A 16,498-nucleotide genomic window follows, 5' to 3' on the forward strand; every position below is an offset into this window, starting at 1 on the left:
GAGGGTAAGAACCCTCCACGGGACCATGAGGCCCCGGCAGGGCAGACGTCCGCAACTGCCCGGACCGCCGACACCGGTTAGACGCTCACGCCGGGAAGGGTCGGCTGGTCGGCTCCTGCCGCGGTCAGGGGCAACGGCGGCCGTGGATCCTCCCGCGCACCCGGGAGGTCAAGGCGAGGGTAGATCGGCAGCCTGCGGGTCAAGGGCGACTCGACCATGGCGTACTACTGGAACCAGCACGAGAAGACCAAGGCGACGCTCTTCGGCGAGTGGATCCAGACGGGCGACAAGTACTACCAGGACGCGGACGGCTACTTCTGGTACTGCGGCCGCGCGGACGACATGCTCAAGGTCGGCGGCATCTGGGTCTCGCCGGTCGAGGTCGAGAACACGCTGGTCGGCCACGCGGCCGTGCTCGAGGCCGCCGTCGTCGGGCACGAGGACACGGACCGGCTCGTCAAGCCCAAGGCGTTCGTCGTCCTCAAGGACGGCCACGCGGCGACGCCCGCGCTCGAGGACGAGCTCAAGGCATTCGTCAAGGACAAGCTCGCGCCCTACAAGTACCCGCGCTGGATCGAGTTCGTCCCCGAGCTGCCCAAGACCGCGACCGGCAAGATCCAGCGCTTCAAGCTGAGGTGAACGAGAGCGCAGGTGCGTAGAGCGTAGATAACTATAGTCATATCAACACCCGTTCTCAGTCATGGCCGGCCGAGGCTCAGGCTCTTGCCTTGACGGAGGCCTGACCAATCTCAGCGTCAACATGATTGTCCTCCCTTCTCTCTCTTGTTCGTGACCATGAGATAGTACAGCGCCAATGGGGCCGAGTAGCTCCCGGCACGCTCGATCCACTCGAAGGGCAGTGAGCCCGAAGTCATGAACAGCGCCTCAGTGCCCATCTTCCACAGACAGATCCCGATCAGCAGGCCGGGGAGCGGCGCGACGAGGACGGCGACGGCCAGAACGATCTCCAAGCCGCCGATCTTCCGCGTGAGCGTGAGGCCGCCCACCACGACGCCATGAAGGCCAATAGACGCATAATGTGCGGTCAGCGCTGGCTTGTCGTTGAGGGCGCCAAGCGCGCCATGCCCGAGCAGCAGCAGGCCGGTGGTGACGCGCAGGATCCCGCGCATCGCCCGCGCGCTGACGACGGTGAGTGGCGGCATATTGGACGGCCGCACCGGTGTGAACCATCCGCGCAGGCGGCGCGGGACCCCGGCGAGGACCAAGAAGGCCAGCGGCACGCCATAGTTGCCCGCCCGTTCGACGAATTCCCACACTGAATCGCCCGAGAGCGGTCGCAGTAACGCCGTCCAGGCACCCCAGACGGCCAGGTGCAGCGGCACGATCGGCAGCGGCACGACAGCCATGATGAGTCCCAGCCCGACGTCCATGCCTCCGATCCACGGCATCAGCCGGTAGGCCCAGGCGCTGTCGATGCCGACGACACCGAAGTAAGGTACCCAGGCCTCCTTGGTCAGCAGACCGTAGGCGCCGTGGCCGATGAAGCAGCCGATGACGCCGAGGCGAAGGATCCAATGCAGCTTGTGTTCGATCGGGAGGGTGCGCCATCGTGCGACGGCCGACACCCCACAGGCGTTCGCTTGCTCCATCCACCCCTCCTCGTGTCGCATGACGCAGAGATCCTTGTAATCATGGAGCGGAGATAACATAAAACCCATTCTCAGTCGCAGCCCGCCTCGCGCGAAGGTCTTCCCCCCTGGAGTCTTCCTTGTCACAAAGCAGGTGGGGGAAACGTTCGCCGAGGCCCGGCGCGTCGGGGAGCGAGTCCGGTCGATCGGCTTGGTTCAGCCGCTTGCAATCACCGGGTCGCCTCAGTAGCCCTCGGTCAGCTCCATCCTTGAGCCTACCTCACAGCCTGGGCGCGAGTCTAACAGAGGACGGGCAGGTGCTGGCGCGAGGTCTCCACTTCTGGGATAGTCGCCCAGAGCGGGAGACAAGGAGGACACATCGATGGCAACAGAGCGGAAGGCCGCGATCGTGACCGGTGCGGCGAGCGGCCTCGGACGGGCCATGGCGCGTGGCCTCGTTGAGAGCGGCATGGACGTGGTGGCGGTCGATCGGAATGCGACGGCGCTGGCGGCGATGGCGCCGTCCACGGCAGGCACCCCGGGCTCGGTCCTGCCCCTGCCGGCCGACCTCATGCAGCCTGACGCGTTCGACCGGATCGTGGCGGCCGCGCTGGAGAAGTTCGGACGGATCGACGTGCTGATCAACAATGCCGGCATCGGCCAGGCGTCGGTGCGGGCGGATCAGCGACGCAACCCGATCCGGTTCTGGGAAGCGACCCCGGATCAGTGGAGCCGCTTCCTCGCGGTGAACGCGACCGCGCCGATCATGATGGCCCGCGCCGTGGTGCCGCACATGCTGCGCGCCCGGCAGGGGCGAATCATCACCGTGACCACCAGCCTCGGCACCATGGTCCGCGCGGGCTATCTGCTCTACGGCTCGAGCAAGGCCGCCGCCGAGTCCGCGACGGCCATCATGGCGGCGGATCTGGCGGGCACGGGCGTCACGGCGAACGTGCTCGTCCCCGGCGGTGTGACGAACACGCCGCTCGTCGGCGACGATGCCGGGGAGCGCAGCAAGATGCTCCAGCCGGAGATCATGGTGCCGCCGCTACTCTGGCTGGTGTCCGACGCTGCCGCGGGCGTCACCGCGAAGCGCTTCATCGCCGCCGACTGGGACCGCTCACTGCCGGCGGCGCAGGCGGCCGAGAAGGCGGGGGCGCCTATCGCGTGGCTCGGGATCGCGCGGATGCCGATCGAGCCGACTTGACGGGGCCCTCACCGATGCGCTCCATGAAGCCGGACCGGCCGCGCCGGTCGACGTGGACCTTCGTCCTCTCTGGCGCCCTGGCCGCGGGCATCGCCGCGATCGCGGTCGGGCTTGTCGTCTCGGCGGCCTACGACCGGCGCCTGACCCAGTTGGCGCACGAGGCGGCGGCGCTCAAGCAGGAGGCGGAGCGCCAGCAGTCGCTGGTCGTGCTGCTCCGCGATCCCGCGACCCAGGTCGTCGCGCTCTCGGGCCTCGAGCCCGCGCCGGGCGCCAGGGCGAGGATGCTCTGGCACGCGACGGCGGGCGGGCTCCTCGTCGCCCAGGGCCTGCCGCCGGCGCCGGAGGGCAAGGTCTACGAGCTCTGGGCGATCACCGGCAAGGGCGCGCCTCAGCCCGCGGGTGTCTTCACCGTGGACGCCAAGGGCGTCGGCAGCCTGCGCGTGGCGCCGATTCACGCGGCCGGGGCCGTGGACACCTTCGCGATCACTCTCGAGCCTGCGGCCGGCGTCCCCGCGCCCACCGGCGCGATGTACCTCGCCGGCAAGCTCTGATCCGTCCGGCGCATTGACATACCGGGCGCGCGATAGTAAGAACGTCCCCTCAGTCATCAACTCGTTCACCCGCGGTCAACTCCGGCAAAGACGCCGAGAGACGAAAAGGGGAGGGCAGCTCATGCGTGTCACACGGAAGGTGTGGGTCTTGGCGATTGCGCTGTGCGTGGCGCTGGCTTCGCCGGCGCTCGCCCAGCAGTTCAACTGGCAGCAGGCGAAAGGGACCCAGCTGCGGGTCCTCCTCAACAAGCATCCTTGGCAGGGGGCGATCGAGCCGCACCTCAAGGAGTTCGAGACGCTCACGGGGATCAAGCTCATCGCCGAGGTGTACCCGGAGGACCAGTTCCGCGCCAAGGTTCTGGTCGAGCTGACCTCGGGGGCCAGCTCGATCGACGTGTTCATGAGCATGCCGGCGCAGGAAGGCCTCAAGTACGTGCGGGCGGGCTGGCTCCAGCCCGTGGACGAGTTCCTGAAGAACCCCGCGCTGACCGCGCCCGACTACAACTGGAACGACTTTCTCGAGAAGACCCGTGAGGCGATGGTCATCGAGGGCAAGACCATCGGCCCGCCCATCCAGGTCGAGAACACCTCGCTCATGTACCGGAAGGACGTGTTCCAGAAGTACAACGTCAAGGTGCCGACCACGCTGGACGAGCTCGAGGCGGCGGCCAAGGCGCTCAACGGCAAGGCCATGACGGACGACGGCCAGCCGGGCTACGGCATCGTGGCGCGCGGCAAGCGGGCGGCGGCGACGTCGCAGTTCGCGGCGTACCTGCACGCGATGGGCAGCACCTGGCTCGGGCCGAACCGCGAGCCGATCTTCAACAACGAAGACGGCGTCAAGGCGCTCGAGCTCTACGGCCGACTGCTCCGGCTGTACGGACCTCCGGGCTCGGAGAACAACCACTGGTACGAGGCCTCGTCGATCTTCTCGCAGGGCAAGGCCGCGATGTACACCGACGCCAACTCGCTCTTCCCCGTGATCGAGGACGCGCAGAAGTCCAAGGTGGTCGGCAAGGTCGGGTACGCGGTCTTCCCGCGCGGGCCCAAGGGGCAGCAGGGCGCGACGGTGGCGGCGTGGGGCTTAGCGATGCCCAAGACCAGCCAGAACCAGAAGGCCGCGTGGCTCTTCATGCAGTGGGCGACCGCCAAGGAGCAGGTGCTCGCCGTGCAGAGCGAGAAGGGCGTCCTCGGCGCCCGCGAGTCGGTCTGGAAGGATCCGAGAGGCATGGCCAAGGTTCCGGCCGATCTGCGCGAGTCGCTGACGGTCGGTTCCAAGGTGGGCACGCCGCTGTGGAACCCGCCGGTCGTGGCGGTCGCGGAGTGCCGCGACGCCATCGGAGCCGCCATCGTGGTCGCGATCCAGGGCGGTGACACCAAGGCAGCGGCCAACAAGGCGGCTACCGACGTCAAGCGGATCATGCTAGAGACCGAGAAGAAGTAGATCCCGTTGCGGCACCTCGGCACCGGGTGGTCGCGATTCGTCGAGCGCCACCCGGTGCCGGTCTTCACGCTTCCCTCCGTCGCCGCCGTCACCCTCCTCATGGCGTTTCCGGTCGCCTACACGCTCTACATGAGCGTGCACTCGTGGTACGCGTCGAGCGTCACAAGCCCCCACTTCATCGGGCTCGAAAACTTCCGGCGCGCCTTCGTCGAGGACGACCGCTTCCGCAACGCGCTCTGGCTGACCGTGTACTTCACCGCGCTCGCGACGGCGCTCCAGCTCGTGCTCGGCGTCTCCCTGGCCCTCGTCCTCAACCGGCCGTTCCGTGGCAAGGGGCTCGTGCGCTCGGTCTTCCTCCTGCCGATGGTGGCGACGCCGGTGGCCATCGCGCTCGTGTGGATGATGATGTACAACCCGACGCTGGGGGTGATGAACTACCTCGTGGGGCTGGTCGGCCTGGGGCCGTACCGGTGGGTCAGCAACGCGGCGATCGTCGTGCCCGCGCTGGCGGTTGTGGACACGTGGGAGTGGACCCCGCTCATCACGCTCATCACGCTGGCGGGGCTCGCGACGCTGCCGATCGAGCCCTACGAGTCGGCGCTGATCGACGGCGCCTCCTCGGCCCAGATGTTCTGGCGGATTACGCTGCCGCTCCTGCGCCCCACGATCATCGTCGCGCTGCTCTTCCGCGCCATCGACTGCCTGAAGACCTTCGACATCATCTACGTGATGACGCAGGGCGGGCCGGGCTTCGCCTCCGAGACCCTGAACGTCTACACCTTCCAGGTCGGCCTCTTCTACTTCCACATCGGCTACGCGAGCTCGCTCCTCGTCATCCTCTTTGCATTGGTCCTAGGTGTGAGCTTGCTCCTCATCAAGGTCCGCAGGGGGGCGTGGTGAGATGCTGAGCGTGTCGGGCAGGGGGCGGGACCGCGTCAACCCCTGGACCTACGTCCTCCTCGTCCTCCTGCTGATCCCGTTCCTTTTTCCGCTCGCGTGGATGGTCCTGTCCTCGTTCAAGACCCAGGTCCAGAATACCGCCTACCCGCCCGTCTGGGTCTTCGCGCCAACGCTTGGCAACTACCGCGAGGTGTTCCAGAAGAACCCGTTCTTCACCTTCACGCTGAACAGCCTGGTGGTCGCGATGGGCTCGACGGGGCTCGCGCTGCTCCTCGGGCTGCCCGGCGCCTACGCCATCGCCCGCTTCAAGCGGACGGGCATCGCGCTGGCCATCCTGACCGCGCGGATGGCGCCCGGCATCGGCTACCTGATCCCGTGGTTCATCCTGTTCACGAAAGCAAAGATGATCGACACCTACACGGCGCTGATCCTGACCCATCTCATTGTGGCGCTGCCGCTGGTGCTGTGGGTGATGATCGGGTTCTTCGAGGACGTGCCCGGCGACCTGATCGAGGCATCCCGGATCGACGGCTGCTCGCACTTCGCCGCCTTCTTGCGGATCGCCCTGCCGCTCGCCAAGCCCGGCATCGTGGCGACCGGCATCCTGGCCTTCATCTTCTCGTGGAACAACTTCCTCTTCTCGCTCATCATCGCGGGCTTCAAGACGCGCACCCTGCCGATCGCCGTCTACAGCTTCCTGTCCTACGAGGAGATCAACTGGGGCGGCCTGACCGCCGCGGCGACGGTCATCACGCTCCCCGTCCTCCTGCTCGCGCTGCTCGTGCAGAAGCACATCGTGCGCGGTCTCACGCTGGGCGCCCTCAAGGGCTGAGGCGGGCGGTCAGCCTCCGCGCAGGCGCGCGGCGTGGAGGATGGCGATGACGCTCATCGAGTCCTTGATCTCGGCGCGCTCGACCATGCGCACGACCTCGGCGAAGGGGAACTCGCGCCGCTCGAGGAACTCCGTCGCGTCCGGCGGGCGGGAGGCCGGGCGCAGGTCGCGCGCCAGGTAGAGGTGCGCGGTCTCGCGCATGATGCTCTTCGAGGTGTGGAAGTCGCAGAGCTTGACCAGCTGGCCCGCCTCGCGCCCCGCTTCCTCCGCTAGCTCGCGCTGGGCCGCCTGCTCGAGGCTTTCGCCGGCGTGCTGGGAGCCCGTCGGGATCTCCCAGTAGAAGCCCTGCGCGACGTAGCGGTACTGGCCGACCAGAAGGACGGTGTCGGCGTTCGTGAAGGGCAGGACGCCGACGCATTCCCCCGCGTCCACGACCCCGTAGATGGTGGTGCGGCCGTCGGGAAGGAGGGCCACGTCCTCGCGCAGCTTGATCCAGTGGTTCTCGTAAACGGGGCGCGTCGAGCGCGTCTGCCACGGCGCGCGCGCGTGCGGATGCGGGCGGTCGGAGTCGGCCATGGACACCCCACCTTAGTATCATGTCCTCGCGCGGTGGGCTATAATCCAGACGTGAAGATCAAGCTCCGTAATCCGAACCGGGAGGTCGAGCTGCCCGGGCGCAAGCGCGTCAAGGACGTGCTCCGCGAGCTCGACATCCTGCCGGGGACTGTGCTCGTGATCCGCGGCGCCGACCTCCTGACGGCCGACGAGGTCGTGGGCGACGGCGACGAGCTGGAAGTGCGCCCGGTCATGTCCGGCGGGAGCGCCGCGCCCAGCGGGAGCGCCACCCCCAGCGGGAGCGCTACCTAATGAAGTGCCGCAAGTGTGGAGCCGGCGCCGTCATCGAGCTGCCGCGGCACAACGCCGCCTTCTGCTCGCCCGACTTCCAGGAGTTCTTCCGCAAGCAGATCGCCGAGGCGATCCGCAAGCACAAGATGTTCACGACCGAGGAGCCCGTGCTCGTGGCCGTCTCCGGCGGGAAGGACTCGCTCGCGCTCTGGGACGTCCTGATCGAGACGGGCTACCAGACGGCGGGGCTCTACCTCGACCTGGGCATCTTCGACTACTCGGTCGAGTCCAAGGCCAAGTGCGAAGCGTTCGCCGCCTCGCGCGGCCAGAAGCTCATCGTGGAGTCGGTGGCCGACGCGGTAGGGGCGCCCATCCCGGAGGTCCAGAAGGCGACGCGGCGGCCGACCTGCTCGGCCTGCGGCCTGAGCAAGCGCTACCTCATGAACCGCGCGGCCGTCGACAACGGCTATCCGGTGATCGCGACGGGGCACAACCTGGACGACGAGGCGGCGGTGCTCTTCGGCAACGTGATCCACTGGCAGATGGACTCGCTGTCGCGCCAGTCGCCCGCGCTCGCCTCGACGCACCCGAAGCTCGCCCGGCGCGTCAAGCCACTCTACCGCCTGTCGGAGCGGGAGACGGCGGCCTACGCCTTCCTGCGCGGCATCGACTACATCGTGGACGAGTGCCCGTTCGCCAAGGGCGCGACGTCGATCGCCCACAAGCAGATCCTCGACAGGCTCGAGGAGGCGTCGCCGGGCGCGAAGCACAACTTCCTCTTCGGCTTCCTCGAGAAGGCGCGCGGCGTCTTCCAGGGCGCCGAGCCCACGGTGCTCAACGAATGCGCGGTCTGCGGCCAGGTCACCACGGGCGAGATCTGCGCGTTCTGCAAGCTTGGCGACCAGGTCAAGCGCCGCCGCGCCTGATCCCACGCTTTTCATCCAGACAGGGAGACAGCCATGAACAACGCGGTGATCGTCGGGGCGGCACGCACCGCCGTCGGCAAGCGCAACGGCAAGCTCTCAACCGTCAGGCCTGACGACCTGCTGGCCGACACGCTCAAAGCCCTGGTCGAACGGACCAAGATCGACCCCGCCGAGGTCGAGGACGTCGTCATCGGCTGCGTGGACCAGCTGGGCGAGCAGGGCTTCAACATCGCGCGGAACTCGGCGCTCATCGCCGGATTCCCGCTGGACGTCTGCGGCACCACGCTCGACCGCATGTGCGGCTCGGGACAGCAGGCCGCCAATTTCGCCGCCATGGGCGTGATGTCCGGCCAGTACGAGTGCGTGATCGCCGGCGGCGTCGAGAACATGAGCCGCGTGCCCATGGGCTCGAACGCCTCGGGCCCTGGAGACGGGCCGCTCTCGCCGCGGCTGCAGGCCCTCTACAACATCGTGCCGCAGGGCATCTCCGCGGAGATGCTGGCGGAGAAGTGGGGGCTCAAGCGCGAGGAGCTCGACAAGTTCTCGGGTGAGAGTCACGAGAAGGCGGGCCGCGCGATCGCCGAGGGGCGCTTCAAGCGAGAGATCGCGCCGATCACGCTGCCCGACGGCAGCGCCTTCGACACCGACGAGGGCGTCCGCGTGCCGGTCAACTGGGAGAAACTCGCCTCTCTGGCGCCCTCCTTCAAGCCGGACGGCGTCGTCACCGCGGGCAGCTCCTCGCAGATCTCCGACGGCGCCGCGGCGCTCCTCATCATGTCCGAGGCGCGCGCCAAGGCGCTCAAGCTCACGCCCCGCGCGCGCATCGTGGCGACGTCGCTGGCGGGCGTGGACCCGACGATCATGCTGACGGGCCCGATCCCCGCGACGCAGCGCGTGCTCAAGAAGGCCGGGCTCAAGATCGACCAGATCGATCTCTTCGAGATCAACGAGGCCTTCGCCTCGGTCGTGCTCGCGTGGGAGCGGGAGCTCCACCCCGACATGGAGCGCGTCAACGTCAACGGCGGCGCCATCGCGCTCGGCCACCCGCTCGGCTGCTCGGGTGGGAGGCTCATGAACACGCTGCTCCACGAGCTCGAGCGCACGAAGAAGCGCTACGGGCTTCAGACCATGTGCATCGGCTTCGGGCAGGGGATAGGCACCATCATCGAGCGGCTGTAACCGGCCGCGCGTGACCCTGGGGCCCCGCCCGTGGCCCAGTCGTGGCTGCGTAGCCGGCTCGACACGCGGGGACGGCGTTGCCGAGCGTGCTGCCGTTCCTGGTGGGCTTCGAGCTGGTGCGGCACCCGATTGTGTTGGAGATCCGCGACACGCCGCGCTAGGCGGCGGGACCGCGCTTGCGGCGACCGGAGACGGCCAGCGCCTCCTGGACGGCCGTGTGGAGCTCGACCAGACGCACCGGCTTGAAGAGCACGTTGATCACGCCCAACTTCCTGCAGCGCTCCCGGTCCTCGGCCTGCAGCCCCCAGCCCGTGATGAAGACAACGGGCACCAGCGGGTCGCCGGCGCGCACGCGCTCCGCGACGTCCCAGCCCGTCATACCCGTCATGCCGAGGTTCGTCATGACGAGGTCGAAGCCGCCCGGCACGAAGACGCGCACCGCCTCGGCGCCGCTTGCCACAGGCAGGACGTGGTGGCCCGCCTCGGTCAGCATCTCGGCGAGGATGGTCATGACCGGCAGCTCGTTGTCCACGAGGAGGATGCGGCCGCTGCGGGTGCCCACGACGACCTCGGGGCCGGCCGGCGCCTGCGCGCCGTCGGCCGTGCCCACCGGCAGGACGATGGTGAACGTCGTCCCGCGTCCCACCGCGCTCTCGACGCGCATGTCGCCGCTGTGGCGGTGGATGATGGAGTAGGACACCGACAGCCCCAGCCCCGTGCCCACCTCGCCCTTGGTGGTGAAGAACGGGTCGAAGATGCGCTTGCGCACCTGCTCGGGCATGCCGACACCCGTGTCGGCCACCGTCAGCGCCACGTGCTCGTCGCCCTCGGGGCGCGTGTAGATGCTGAGCGTGCCGCCGTGCGGCATAGCGTCGATGGCGTTCAGGATCAGGTTGGTGACCACCTCGTTGAGCTCGGACGGCCGACCCATGACGTCGGGCAGGGGCGCCAAGCGCAGGTCGAGCCTGAGCGGCACGCCGCCCTTGGCCACGCGCTCCTCCCACCGCGGCCGGGTGATGGCAACGGCGTCCTGGATGACCTGGTTGAGCTCGACCGGGACGAAGGGCTCGTCGGGTCGGAGCCGCGCAAACTTCTGGATGCGCCGCACCGTTTCGGCGCCGCCCGCCGCCGCCGTCTCGATGACCGACAACCCCCGGCGCACCACGTCGGCGTTTTCCATGTTCTTGGACATCAGCTGCGAGTAACCGAGGATCGCCTGGAGCAGGTTGTTGAAGTCGTGGGCGATCCCGCCTGCCACCTGTCCGAGTGCGGTGAGCTTTTCGGACTGGTGCATCTGGGTCTCGAGCTCGCGCTGCGACGTCATGTCGCGCACGATGGCGAGAAGCCCGTCGACCTTGCCGTCGCGGCCCGGCACTCCGGACAGCGTCACGGCCAAGTTGAGCATGCCGCCGTCAGGCCGCTTGGCGCTGAGATCGAAGGAGGCGGCGGGCTGCGGGCCGGTGAGGGCCAGGCGCGCCGCCTGCTCGTAGCGCTCCGGGAACATCCCGCGCAGCGAGCGGCCGATCGCCTCCTTCGCCGGCAAGCCGAAGATCCGCTCGGCCGCCGGGTTCCAGCCCGTGATGTTGCCGCGGCGGTCGATCGAGATGATGGCGTCGCCGGCCGAGCTGACCAGCCGCTCGAGCGAGCGCTTGGTCTCGGCGACCTCGCCGTAGAGCCGCGAGTTGCGGATGGCGACGGCGAGCGAATCCGCGAGCATCTCGAGCAGCTCGTGCTCGCGGGGGTCGATCGGCCGCGCGCTCGAGCGGTTGCCCGCCAGGAGGAAGCCCACGGTCACCCCGCCGTCCCGGATCGGGCAGAGGATGGCGCCTTCTGCCCGCGTCCCCTCGGGCAGGGCCTCGCCCACCAGCACCTGGGCCTCGTCGTAGCCCAGCGACTCCTTCAGCTGCGCGGTGATGCCCGCCGTCAGCTCGGCCAGGTCGAGCTGACCCAGGATGCCGCGGGAGATCTCGCGGAGGATGGACAGCTGGGTCACGCGGAGCGACTGCTCCGCCTGCTCGCGGCGCGCCTCCTCCTCGAGCGTGCGTGTCTTGGTCGAGAGCGCGCGCATCTCGTTGACGAGGCCCGACAATTGCGTGCTCTTGCCGAGCTCCGTCTGACGCCGGATCAGCGCCCGCCGTACGGTGTCCTCGAGGTCGGTGCGGCTGAAGGGCTTGATCAGGTACTCGAAGGCGCCGTGGGTGAGCGCGTTCTTGACCGTGTCCAGCGAGGCGTAGGCCGTGATCATGACGGCCTCGATCGTGGGATCGATGGCCTTGATCCGCCGCAGCAGCTCGATGCCGTCCATCTTCGGCATCTTGATGTCCATGAAGACCAGGTCGGGGCTGAAGGTCTCGAGCGTCTTCAGCGCCGTGTCGCCGCTGTCCGCCGTGGCGATGTCGTAGCTCGGCTTGAGGATCATCCGCAGGGACTCCCGCGGCCCGACCTCGTCGTCCACCACCAGGATGCGCGCGCGCGCGCTCACAGCTGTGTCACCGGCAGCGTCGCTGTGAAGCTGACCTCAGCGCGGCCCTGCTTGATGTCGAGGTGGCCGCCGTGCGCCTCGAGGATGCGCTGGCTGACGCACGGCCCGACGTCGATGAGGCTTTCCTGTACGACTTGGATGGGATCGAAGATCGCGCGGAGCTCCTCCGGCTTCACCTCCGCGGTGCGGGAGGCGAGCGCGATCTGCAGCGGCTCCGCGGCGGCCGTGTGGGAGATGGCCACGGCGATCTTGGCCTCCTGGCCCGGTGTCTTCCGCAGGAGGTACCAGATCAGGTAGGCGACGGCTTTCTTGAGCATGCCGCGGTCGCCCTTGACGAGGAAGGCGTTCCCCTCGTGAGAGAAATTGACCGTCACCTGCTTCTGCGTCGACTCGTCGGTGAAGGTGAGGAGGTGGGCGTCGGCCGGCGCGGCCGGCATCTGCGCCACGCCCATCTCGATGAGGGCCTCCTCGATGGCCGCGCGCATGTCCACCACGTCGCGCTTGTAGTCGCCCTCGTTGACGAGCGCGGCCAGCTTGTCGAACATCTGCACGAGCCGCCGCACGTCGCGCCCGACCACGGCGGTGAAGTGGTGGCGGAAGCTGACGTCGTCGTAGCGCTCGCCCAGGAGCTCCATGAACGCGTTGATGGACACGAGCGGGTTCTTGATCTCGTCGGCGATGCGCGCCACGACGCGCGTGAGGAGCTGGAGCTGCTCGGCGGCGCGCCGCTCCATCGCGAGCTGGCGCTGGGCCGTCAGGTCCTCGAAGACCAGCACCGCGCCCAGCGGCGCCGTGCCCTCGCCCATGACCGGGTAGGTGGAGACCTCGAGCGGCAGGCTGCGGAGCGCGAGCTGGATCTCGCTGCGCGTGACCGAGCGCCCGCGCGAGAGCGTCTCGTAGAGGAGATCGCCCAGCGGCGACGGCAGGGCGCGGAGGTCGCGGTTCAGGACATCGCGCGCGGCCATGCCCAGGATCTCCTCGGCCCGGCGGTTCATGATTACCACGCGCTGCTCGGGCCCGATGCTGATGACGCCGCTCGACATGCGCTGGAGGATCCGCTCGTTGAATTCCTTCTGGTACTGGAGCTGGTGGTGGATTCCGATGTCGCGGATGGCCGCGGCAAGGTGGCTCGCCAGGTTGAACAGTGTCTCGGTCTCGCGCCGCCCGTACACGCCGCCCGTGATGCGCTGTCCGAGCGTCAGGATACCGACCAGCTCTCCGTGCGAGGCGAGCGGGATCGCGACCACGGCCTGCAGCACGGCCATCTCCCGAGCGATTTCGCGGGCCGCAGCCTCGGTCGCCCGCCCCAGTGCCTCCTCGATCTGGATGAGCCGCCCCTCGGCCATCAGCCAGAGCGGCAGGCCGCTGTCGGCGGGGAGGCTCACCGACTCGACGAGATGCGGCGAGAGCCCGCGGGAGGCGCGCACCCGGTACTGCCGGTGCTCGTCTTCGGCGAGGAGGATCGCGCACCGGCTCGGGCGCGCCAGCTCGGAGACGGCGTCGAGGAAGAGATCGAGCACGCGCGGCAGGTCGAAGCCCGCGGCCAGCGCCTTGGCGAACTCCTTGGCGACCTGGGTCAGCTCGCGCGAGGGGCCTTCGCCCGCAAGGTCCGACTCTTCGGCGAGCGGCTCGGGTCCCGCGGTGCGCCGCACCGTCCGGAGCGCCGCCACTTCTTGGAGAAGGCGGAGCTTCTCGTCGGCCTGGTGCAGCACGGCGCGCAGATGGGGCGTGGTGAAGGGGTGCAGCACAGCGAAGTCTGCGGACTCGGCCGCGACTTCGTCGTCCGGCGACAAACCCTCGGCCGGCAGTATGCACACGACCACCACGCTGGGCCTGAGCTGCCGCGCCTTCGCGATGAAGCCATCGAGGTCGCCGACCGGCTGGGTGACGTGCTTGAGGACCAGATCCACCTCGGTGAGGCGGAGCGTGCGGAGTGCGTCCTCGTTCGTCGGGGCGGGGAAGACGGAGCAGTCCGGCAGTGCCCGGCGCAGCCGGACGTCCAGCGCCTCGTCCTCCGAGACCAGCAGGACCGTCCTCACGCAGTCACTCTCGCCGGTTTCGCCACGGGCACGGGGAACTCCACGGTGAAGGTGCAGCCGGGCCGGCCCACGTTGTTGCGCGCGCGCAGGACGGCGCGGTGCGCGTCCGTGATGGCGCGGCAGATGGCCAGCCCTAACCCGGTGCCGTGGGCCTTGGTTGTCACAAACGGATTGAAGACCTGTTCGATGATGTCGTCCGGTATACCGCCGCCCGTGTCCGAAACCTCGACCAGTAGGGTGGAGCCGCCGCCCTCGGAGAGGTCGGCAACCCGTACTGTGAGCTCCCCGCCCGGATCCATGGCTTCCAAGGCATTTAAGCACAGGTTCAGGAAAAGCTGCTCCAACTGAGACGCGTTGCCGAGGACCCGGCGGGGGTTGCCCTCGCCGACCCGGCGGAGGGTGACCCGGCGCTCTTCCAACCGGGGCTCGAGGAGCTCGAGGGTGTCCCGGAGGGGGACCGTGACGTCCACCGGCTCCATGGGCTGCCGGGAGGCCGAGGACAGCATCCGGAAGCGGTCGAGGAGGTCGTCCATTCGGGCGATCTCGCGCCCAGCCACTCGGCTGAAGTTGTCCCGGAAGCTCGCGTCGTTGAAGCGGCTCGGCAGAAGCTGGGTGAAAGTCTTGATCGCCACCAAGGGGTTGCGGATCTCGTGGACCATGCCGGAGGCGATCGCCTCCAGCGAGGCAAGCCGCTCCGCCCGCCGCCGCTCGTGCTCCAGCTCCTTCACGCGTGAGAGATCGCTGAAGACCGCGACGGCGCCCACGAGGGCGCCCTGCGGGCTCCGCAAGGGGGAGATCGTACACATGAGCGGCACCATCTGGCCGACGGGGTCGGGCAGGGCGATTTCCACCTGCGAACGCGACTGGCCATCGTTCAGCGTGGCCTCGATCAGCCGGCCCAAGACCGGCGGCAGCTGCTCGACGCCGCGCCCGCGAATCGCTTCGGCCGGCTGCCCCGTGAACTGCTCCGCCGCCTTGTTGAACACGGTGACCCGTCCCCGGCTTCCCACCGCGACCACCCCGCTCTCGATGGTCGCCAGGGTCTTCCGGAGCTCCTCGTTGACCTGGACCACGCGCTGGTGTGTCTGCGCGTTGCGGATCGCCACCGCGGACTGGTGCGCGAGCGTCTGGAGCAGGTCGGCGTCGTCGGTGAAGTACGGGCTGCCCGAGCGCTTCGGGCCGAGCACGATCAGCCCGAACAGACGCCCCTCCTCGAGGAGCGGGGCGGCGACGTCGGCATTGAGGCGGGTCATGTCAAGCAAAGCCTCAGCGGCCTCCTCCTGTCCGGCAAGCTCATCGCGAAAGACGAGGGCTTTGATGGCCGCCGCGCGATCCGCGAGGGGAGATGCCAGCGCCAGATTCAGAGGGGCGACTTCAGTCGCCGGCAACCACATGCGCTCCAGCTGTCCCTCATCCTCGTCGAGCAGGTAGACCGCGGTCCACTCGGGCTTAAGGATGTCTCGGATGACACCGCCCGCACAGTCCAAGATCGCGGGCAGCTCGATCGTGTTGCTGAGCGTGCGGCTGGTTTCGCGAATGATACGCTGGTAGTCGTACGGCTCCCGGTAGAGATACCGGTCGAACGCACGCTGGATCCGCGTCTTGAGCGGGTGGAAGAGCACGGCGACTCCGAGCGCCAGTAGAATCTCGAGCGGGGTGAACCAATGCTCGTCGGGGAAGATAAGATTTGAAGCGACCAGCAGAACCACGAGAAGCGTACCGGCTGCCATAAACGCCGCGAGGTACACGACGCTCTGCTTGATGACGACGCGGATGTCCATGAAGCGATGTCTGATGATAGCGTGGCCGATGAGGCCAAGCATTATGAGTGAAAAGAGAGGCCCGTACTTGCTGTACCGCGAAGTCCCAAACGTGAACGGAATGATCACATTCGTCATCACCGCCAGCGCGGTTGGCGCCGCCATAGCAATCAGAAGGTACTTGGTCTGTAGTCTGAGCAGTCCTGTGGCTCGTCGGTAGGTTGAGTGAAGCAAGTAGAAGCCATACGCAAAGCACCCCAAGACGTACGCCGCAAAGGGGCCGTGAAGAGGCCCGTAGATCACGCGCATTTCAACACCATCGAATCCTACGCCGCCAACCATCCAGGCGGACCACGAAAGGAGTGAGAAGCCGAGACCTACGGGCGTAAACAGCCACCTGTTAATAGAGGAGCTGTTATGCGTCGAACTCGGAAATCGCTCGGCAAACCTGAGCATTGCAATAGGGACCAAGCTGCCTGTGGCAAAGGGTAAGCTGCTGTACCATGGGTACGCTGCTCGCCCTCCTTGGAGCAGAGCCAGAGCGAAGGCCCACACAGCGATGAGCGTCGCATATAGGAAGAATGCACGATGCGTAGGGGATCGTGGATTTCTGCTGAAGACGTAGGCGCCGATTGACATGTTCGCCACCGCGCAGAAGAGGAGCATAAAGGCGGTGACACTTGTAACCATCGTCATGGTACCCCTCACCATTACTTGTCGCGACCTCACCCACCACGGCCTGT

The 16,498-nt window shown here is 67.9% G+C and carries 14 protein-coding genes; 9 read left to right on the forward strand and 5 right to left on the reverse strand.

Going from position 1 to position 16,498, the window contains the following annotated elements; genetic code table 11:
- Positions 1–216: 216 nt before the first annotated feature.
- Entirely contained in the window at positions 217–639 is a 423-nt protein-coding gene (locus VGV06_07445; GenBank protein HEV2054990.1) for a hypothetical protein, read from the forward strand.
- Positions 640–755: 116 nt separating this feature from the next.
- Here the strand turns inward: VGV06_07445 and VGV06_07450 are convergent, their stop codons facing one another.
- The gene (locus tag VGV06_07450) at positions 756–1,610 is read right to left on the reverse strand and encodes a hypothetical protein (protein HEV2054991.1); all 855 of its coding nucleotides are present in this window, start codon (positions 1,608–1,610) and stop codon (positions 756–758) included.
- Between the two features lie 361 nt (positions 1,611–1,971).
- On the opposite strand from VGV06_07450, the gene VGV06_07455 reads away from it, so the two are divergent.
- The 5 genes from VGV06_07455 (at position 1,972) to VGV06_07475 (ending at position 6,523) form a co-directional block, all read left to right on the forward strand.
- Positions 1,972–2,796 (forward strand): SDR family oxidoreductase, encoded by an 825-nt coding sequence (locus VGV06_07455; GenBank protein ID HEV2054992.1) that lies wholly within the window; start codon positions 1,972–1,974, stop codon positions 2,794–2,796.
- Positions 2,797–2,819: 23 nt separating this feature from the next.
- On the forward strand, positions 2,820–3,347 hold the full coding sequence (locus VGV06_07460; protein HEV2054993.1) for an anti-sigma factor: 528 nt from the start codon (positions 2,820–2,822) through the stop codon (positions 3,345–3,347).
- Between the two features lie 121 nt (positions 3,348–3,468).
- Positions 3,469–4,791 carry a sugar ABC transporter substrate-binding protein gene (locus VGV06_07465; GenBank protein ID HEV2054994.1) on the forward strand — a complete coding sequence of 441 codons (1,323 nt, stop codon included), beginning with the start codon at positions 3,469–3,471 and terminating at the stop codon, positions 4,789–4,791.
- 6 nt (positions 4,792–4,797) lie between these two features.
- Entirely contained in the window at positions 4,798–5,691 is an 894-nt protein-coding gene (locus tag VGV06_07470; GenBank protein HEV2054995.1) for a sugar ABC transporter permease, read from the forward strand.
- A 1-nt stretch (position 5,692) separates the two neighbouring features.
- On the forward strand, positions 5,693–6,523 hold the full coding sequence (locus VGV06_07475) for a carbohydrate ABC transporter permease (protein ID HEV2054996.1): 831 nt from the start codon (positions 5,693–5,695) through the stop codon (positions 6,521–6,523).
- 9 nt (positions 6,524–6,532) lie between these two features.
- Here VGV06_07475 and VGV06_07480 read toward each other — a convergent pair whose 3' ends face one another.
- Positions 6,533–7,099, reverse strand: coding sequence for an NUDIX hydrolase (locus tag VGV06_07480; GenBank protein HEV2054997.1), 567 nt, complete (start codon positions 7,097–7,099; stop codon positions 6,533–6,535).
- Between the two features lie 51 nt (positions 7,100–7,150).
- Here VGV06_07480 and VGV06_07485 point away from each other — a divergent pair, with 51 nt between their 5' ends.
- From VGV06_07485 to VGV06_07495, 3 genes are read left to right on the forward strand one after another with little or no spacing between them, the layout of a single operon-like run.
- Positions 7,151–7,390, forward strand: a complete 240-nt coding sequence (locus tag VGV06_07485) for a MoaD/ThiS family protein (protein ID HEV2054998.1) — start codon at positions 7,151–7,153, stop codon at positions 7,388–7,390.
- Positions 7,390–8,295 (forward strand): ATP-binding protein, encoded by a 906-nt coding sequence (locus tag VGV06_07490; protein HEV2054999.1) that lies wholly within the window; start codon positions 7,390–7,392, stop codon positions 8,293–8,295. The genes VGV06_07485 and VGV06_07490 overlap by 1 nt, the downstream gene beginning before the upstream one ends.
- 33 nt (positions 8,296–8,328) lie before the next feature.
- Positions 8,329–9,474 carry a thiolase family protein gene (locus tag VGV06_07495; GenBank protein ID HEV2055000.1) on the forward strand — a complete coding sequence of 382 codons (1,146 nt, stop codon included), beginning with the start codon at positions 8,329–8,331 and terminating at the stop codon, positions 9,472–9,474.
- A 157-nt stretch (positions 9,475–9,631) separates the two neighbouring features.
- Here VGV06_07495 and VGV06_07500 read toward each other — a convergent pair whose 3' ends face one another.
- From VGV06_07500 to VGV06_07510, 3 genes are read right to left on the reverse strand one after another with little or no spacing between them, the layout of a single operon-like run.
- Positions 9,632–11,956, reverse strand: a complete 2,325-nt coding sequence (locus VGV06_07500; GenBank protein ID HEV2055001.1) for a response regulator — start codon at positions 11,954–11,956, stop codon at positions 9,632–9,634.
- Positions 11,953–13,995, reverse strand: a complete 2,043-nt coding sequence (locus tag VGV06_07505; GenBank protein ID HEV2055002.1) for a GAF domain-containing protein — start codon at positions 13,993–13,995, stop codon at positions 11,953–11,955. Before VGV06_07505 ends, VGV06_07500 begins: the two co-directional genes overlap by 4 nt.
- The gene (locus VGV06_07510; GenBank protein ID HEV2055003.1) at positions 13,992–15,776 is read right to left on the reverse strand and encodes an ATP-binding protein; all 1,785 of its coding nucleotides are present in this window, start codon (positions 15,774–15,776) and stop codon (positions 13,992–13,994) included. The genes VGV06_07505 and VGV06_07510 overlap by 4 nt, the downstream gene beginning before the upstream one ends.
- Positions 15,777–16,498 lie beyond the last annotated feature (722 nt).

The sequence above is a fragment of the Candidatus Methylomirabilota bacterium genome, from assembly GCA_035936835.1.
Classification (GTDB): domain Bacteria; phylum Methylomirabilota; class Methylomirabilia; order Rokubacteriales; family CSP1-6; genus AR37.

Bases quoted from the DNA above. Each gene is read 5' to 3' on its own strand.
- VGV06_07445 (HEV2054990.1), top strand. From the start codon at position 217: ATGGCGTACTACTGGAACCAGCACGAGAAGACCAAGGCGACGCTCTTC.
- VGV06_07450 (HEV2054991.1), bottom strand. From the start codon at position 1,610: ATGGAGCAAGCGAACGCCTGTGGGGTGTCGGCCGTCGCACGATGGCGC.
- VGV06_07455 (HEV2054992.1), top strand. From the start codon at position 1,972: ATGGCAACAGAGCGGAAGGCCGCGATCGTGACCGGTGCGGCGAGCGGC.
- VGV06_07460 (HEV2054993.1), top strand. From the start codon at position 2,820: ATGAAGCCGGACCGGCCGCGCCGGTCGACGTGGACCTTCGTCCTCTCT.
- VGV06_07465 (HEV2054994.1), top strand. From the start codon at position 3,469: ATGCGTGTCACACGGAAGGTGTGGGTCTTGGCGATTGCGCTGTGCGTG.
- VGV06_07475 (HEV2054996.1), top strand. From the start codon at position 5,693: ATGCTGAGCGTGTCGGGCAGGGGGCGGGACCGCGTCAACCCCTGGACC.
- VGV06_07480 (HEV2054997.1), bottom strand. From the start codon at position 7,099: ATGGCCGACTCCGACCGCCCGCATCCGCACGCGCGCGCGCCGTGGCAG.
- VGV06_07490 (HEV2054999.1), top strand. From the start codon at position 7,390: ATGAAGTGCCGCAAGTGTGGAGCCGGCGCCGTCATCGAGCTGCCGCGG.
- VGV06_07495 (HEV2055000.1), top strand. From the start codon at position 8,329: ATGAACAACGCGGTGATCGTCGGGGCGGCACGCACCGCCGTCGGCAAG.
- VGV06_07510 (HEV2055003.1), bottom strand. From the start codon at position 15,776: ATGGACATCCGCGTCGTCATCAAGCAGAGCGTCGTGTACCTCGCGGCG.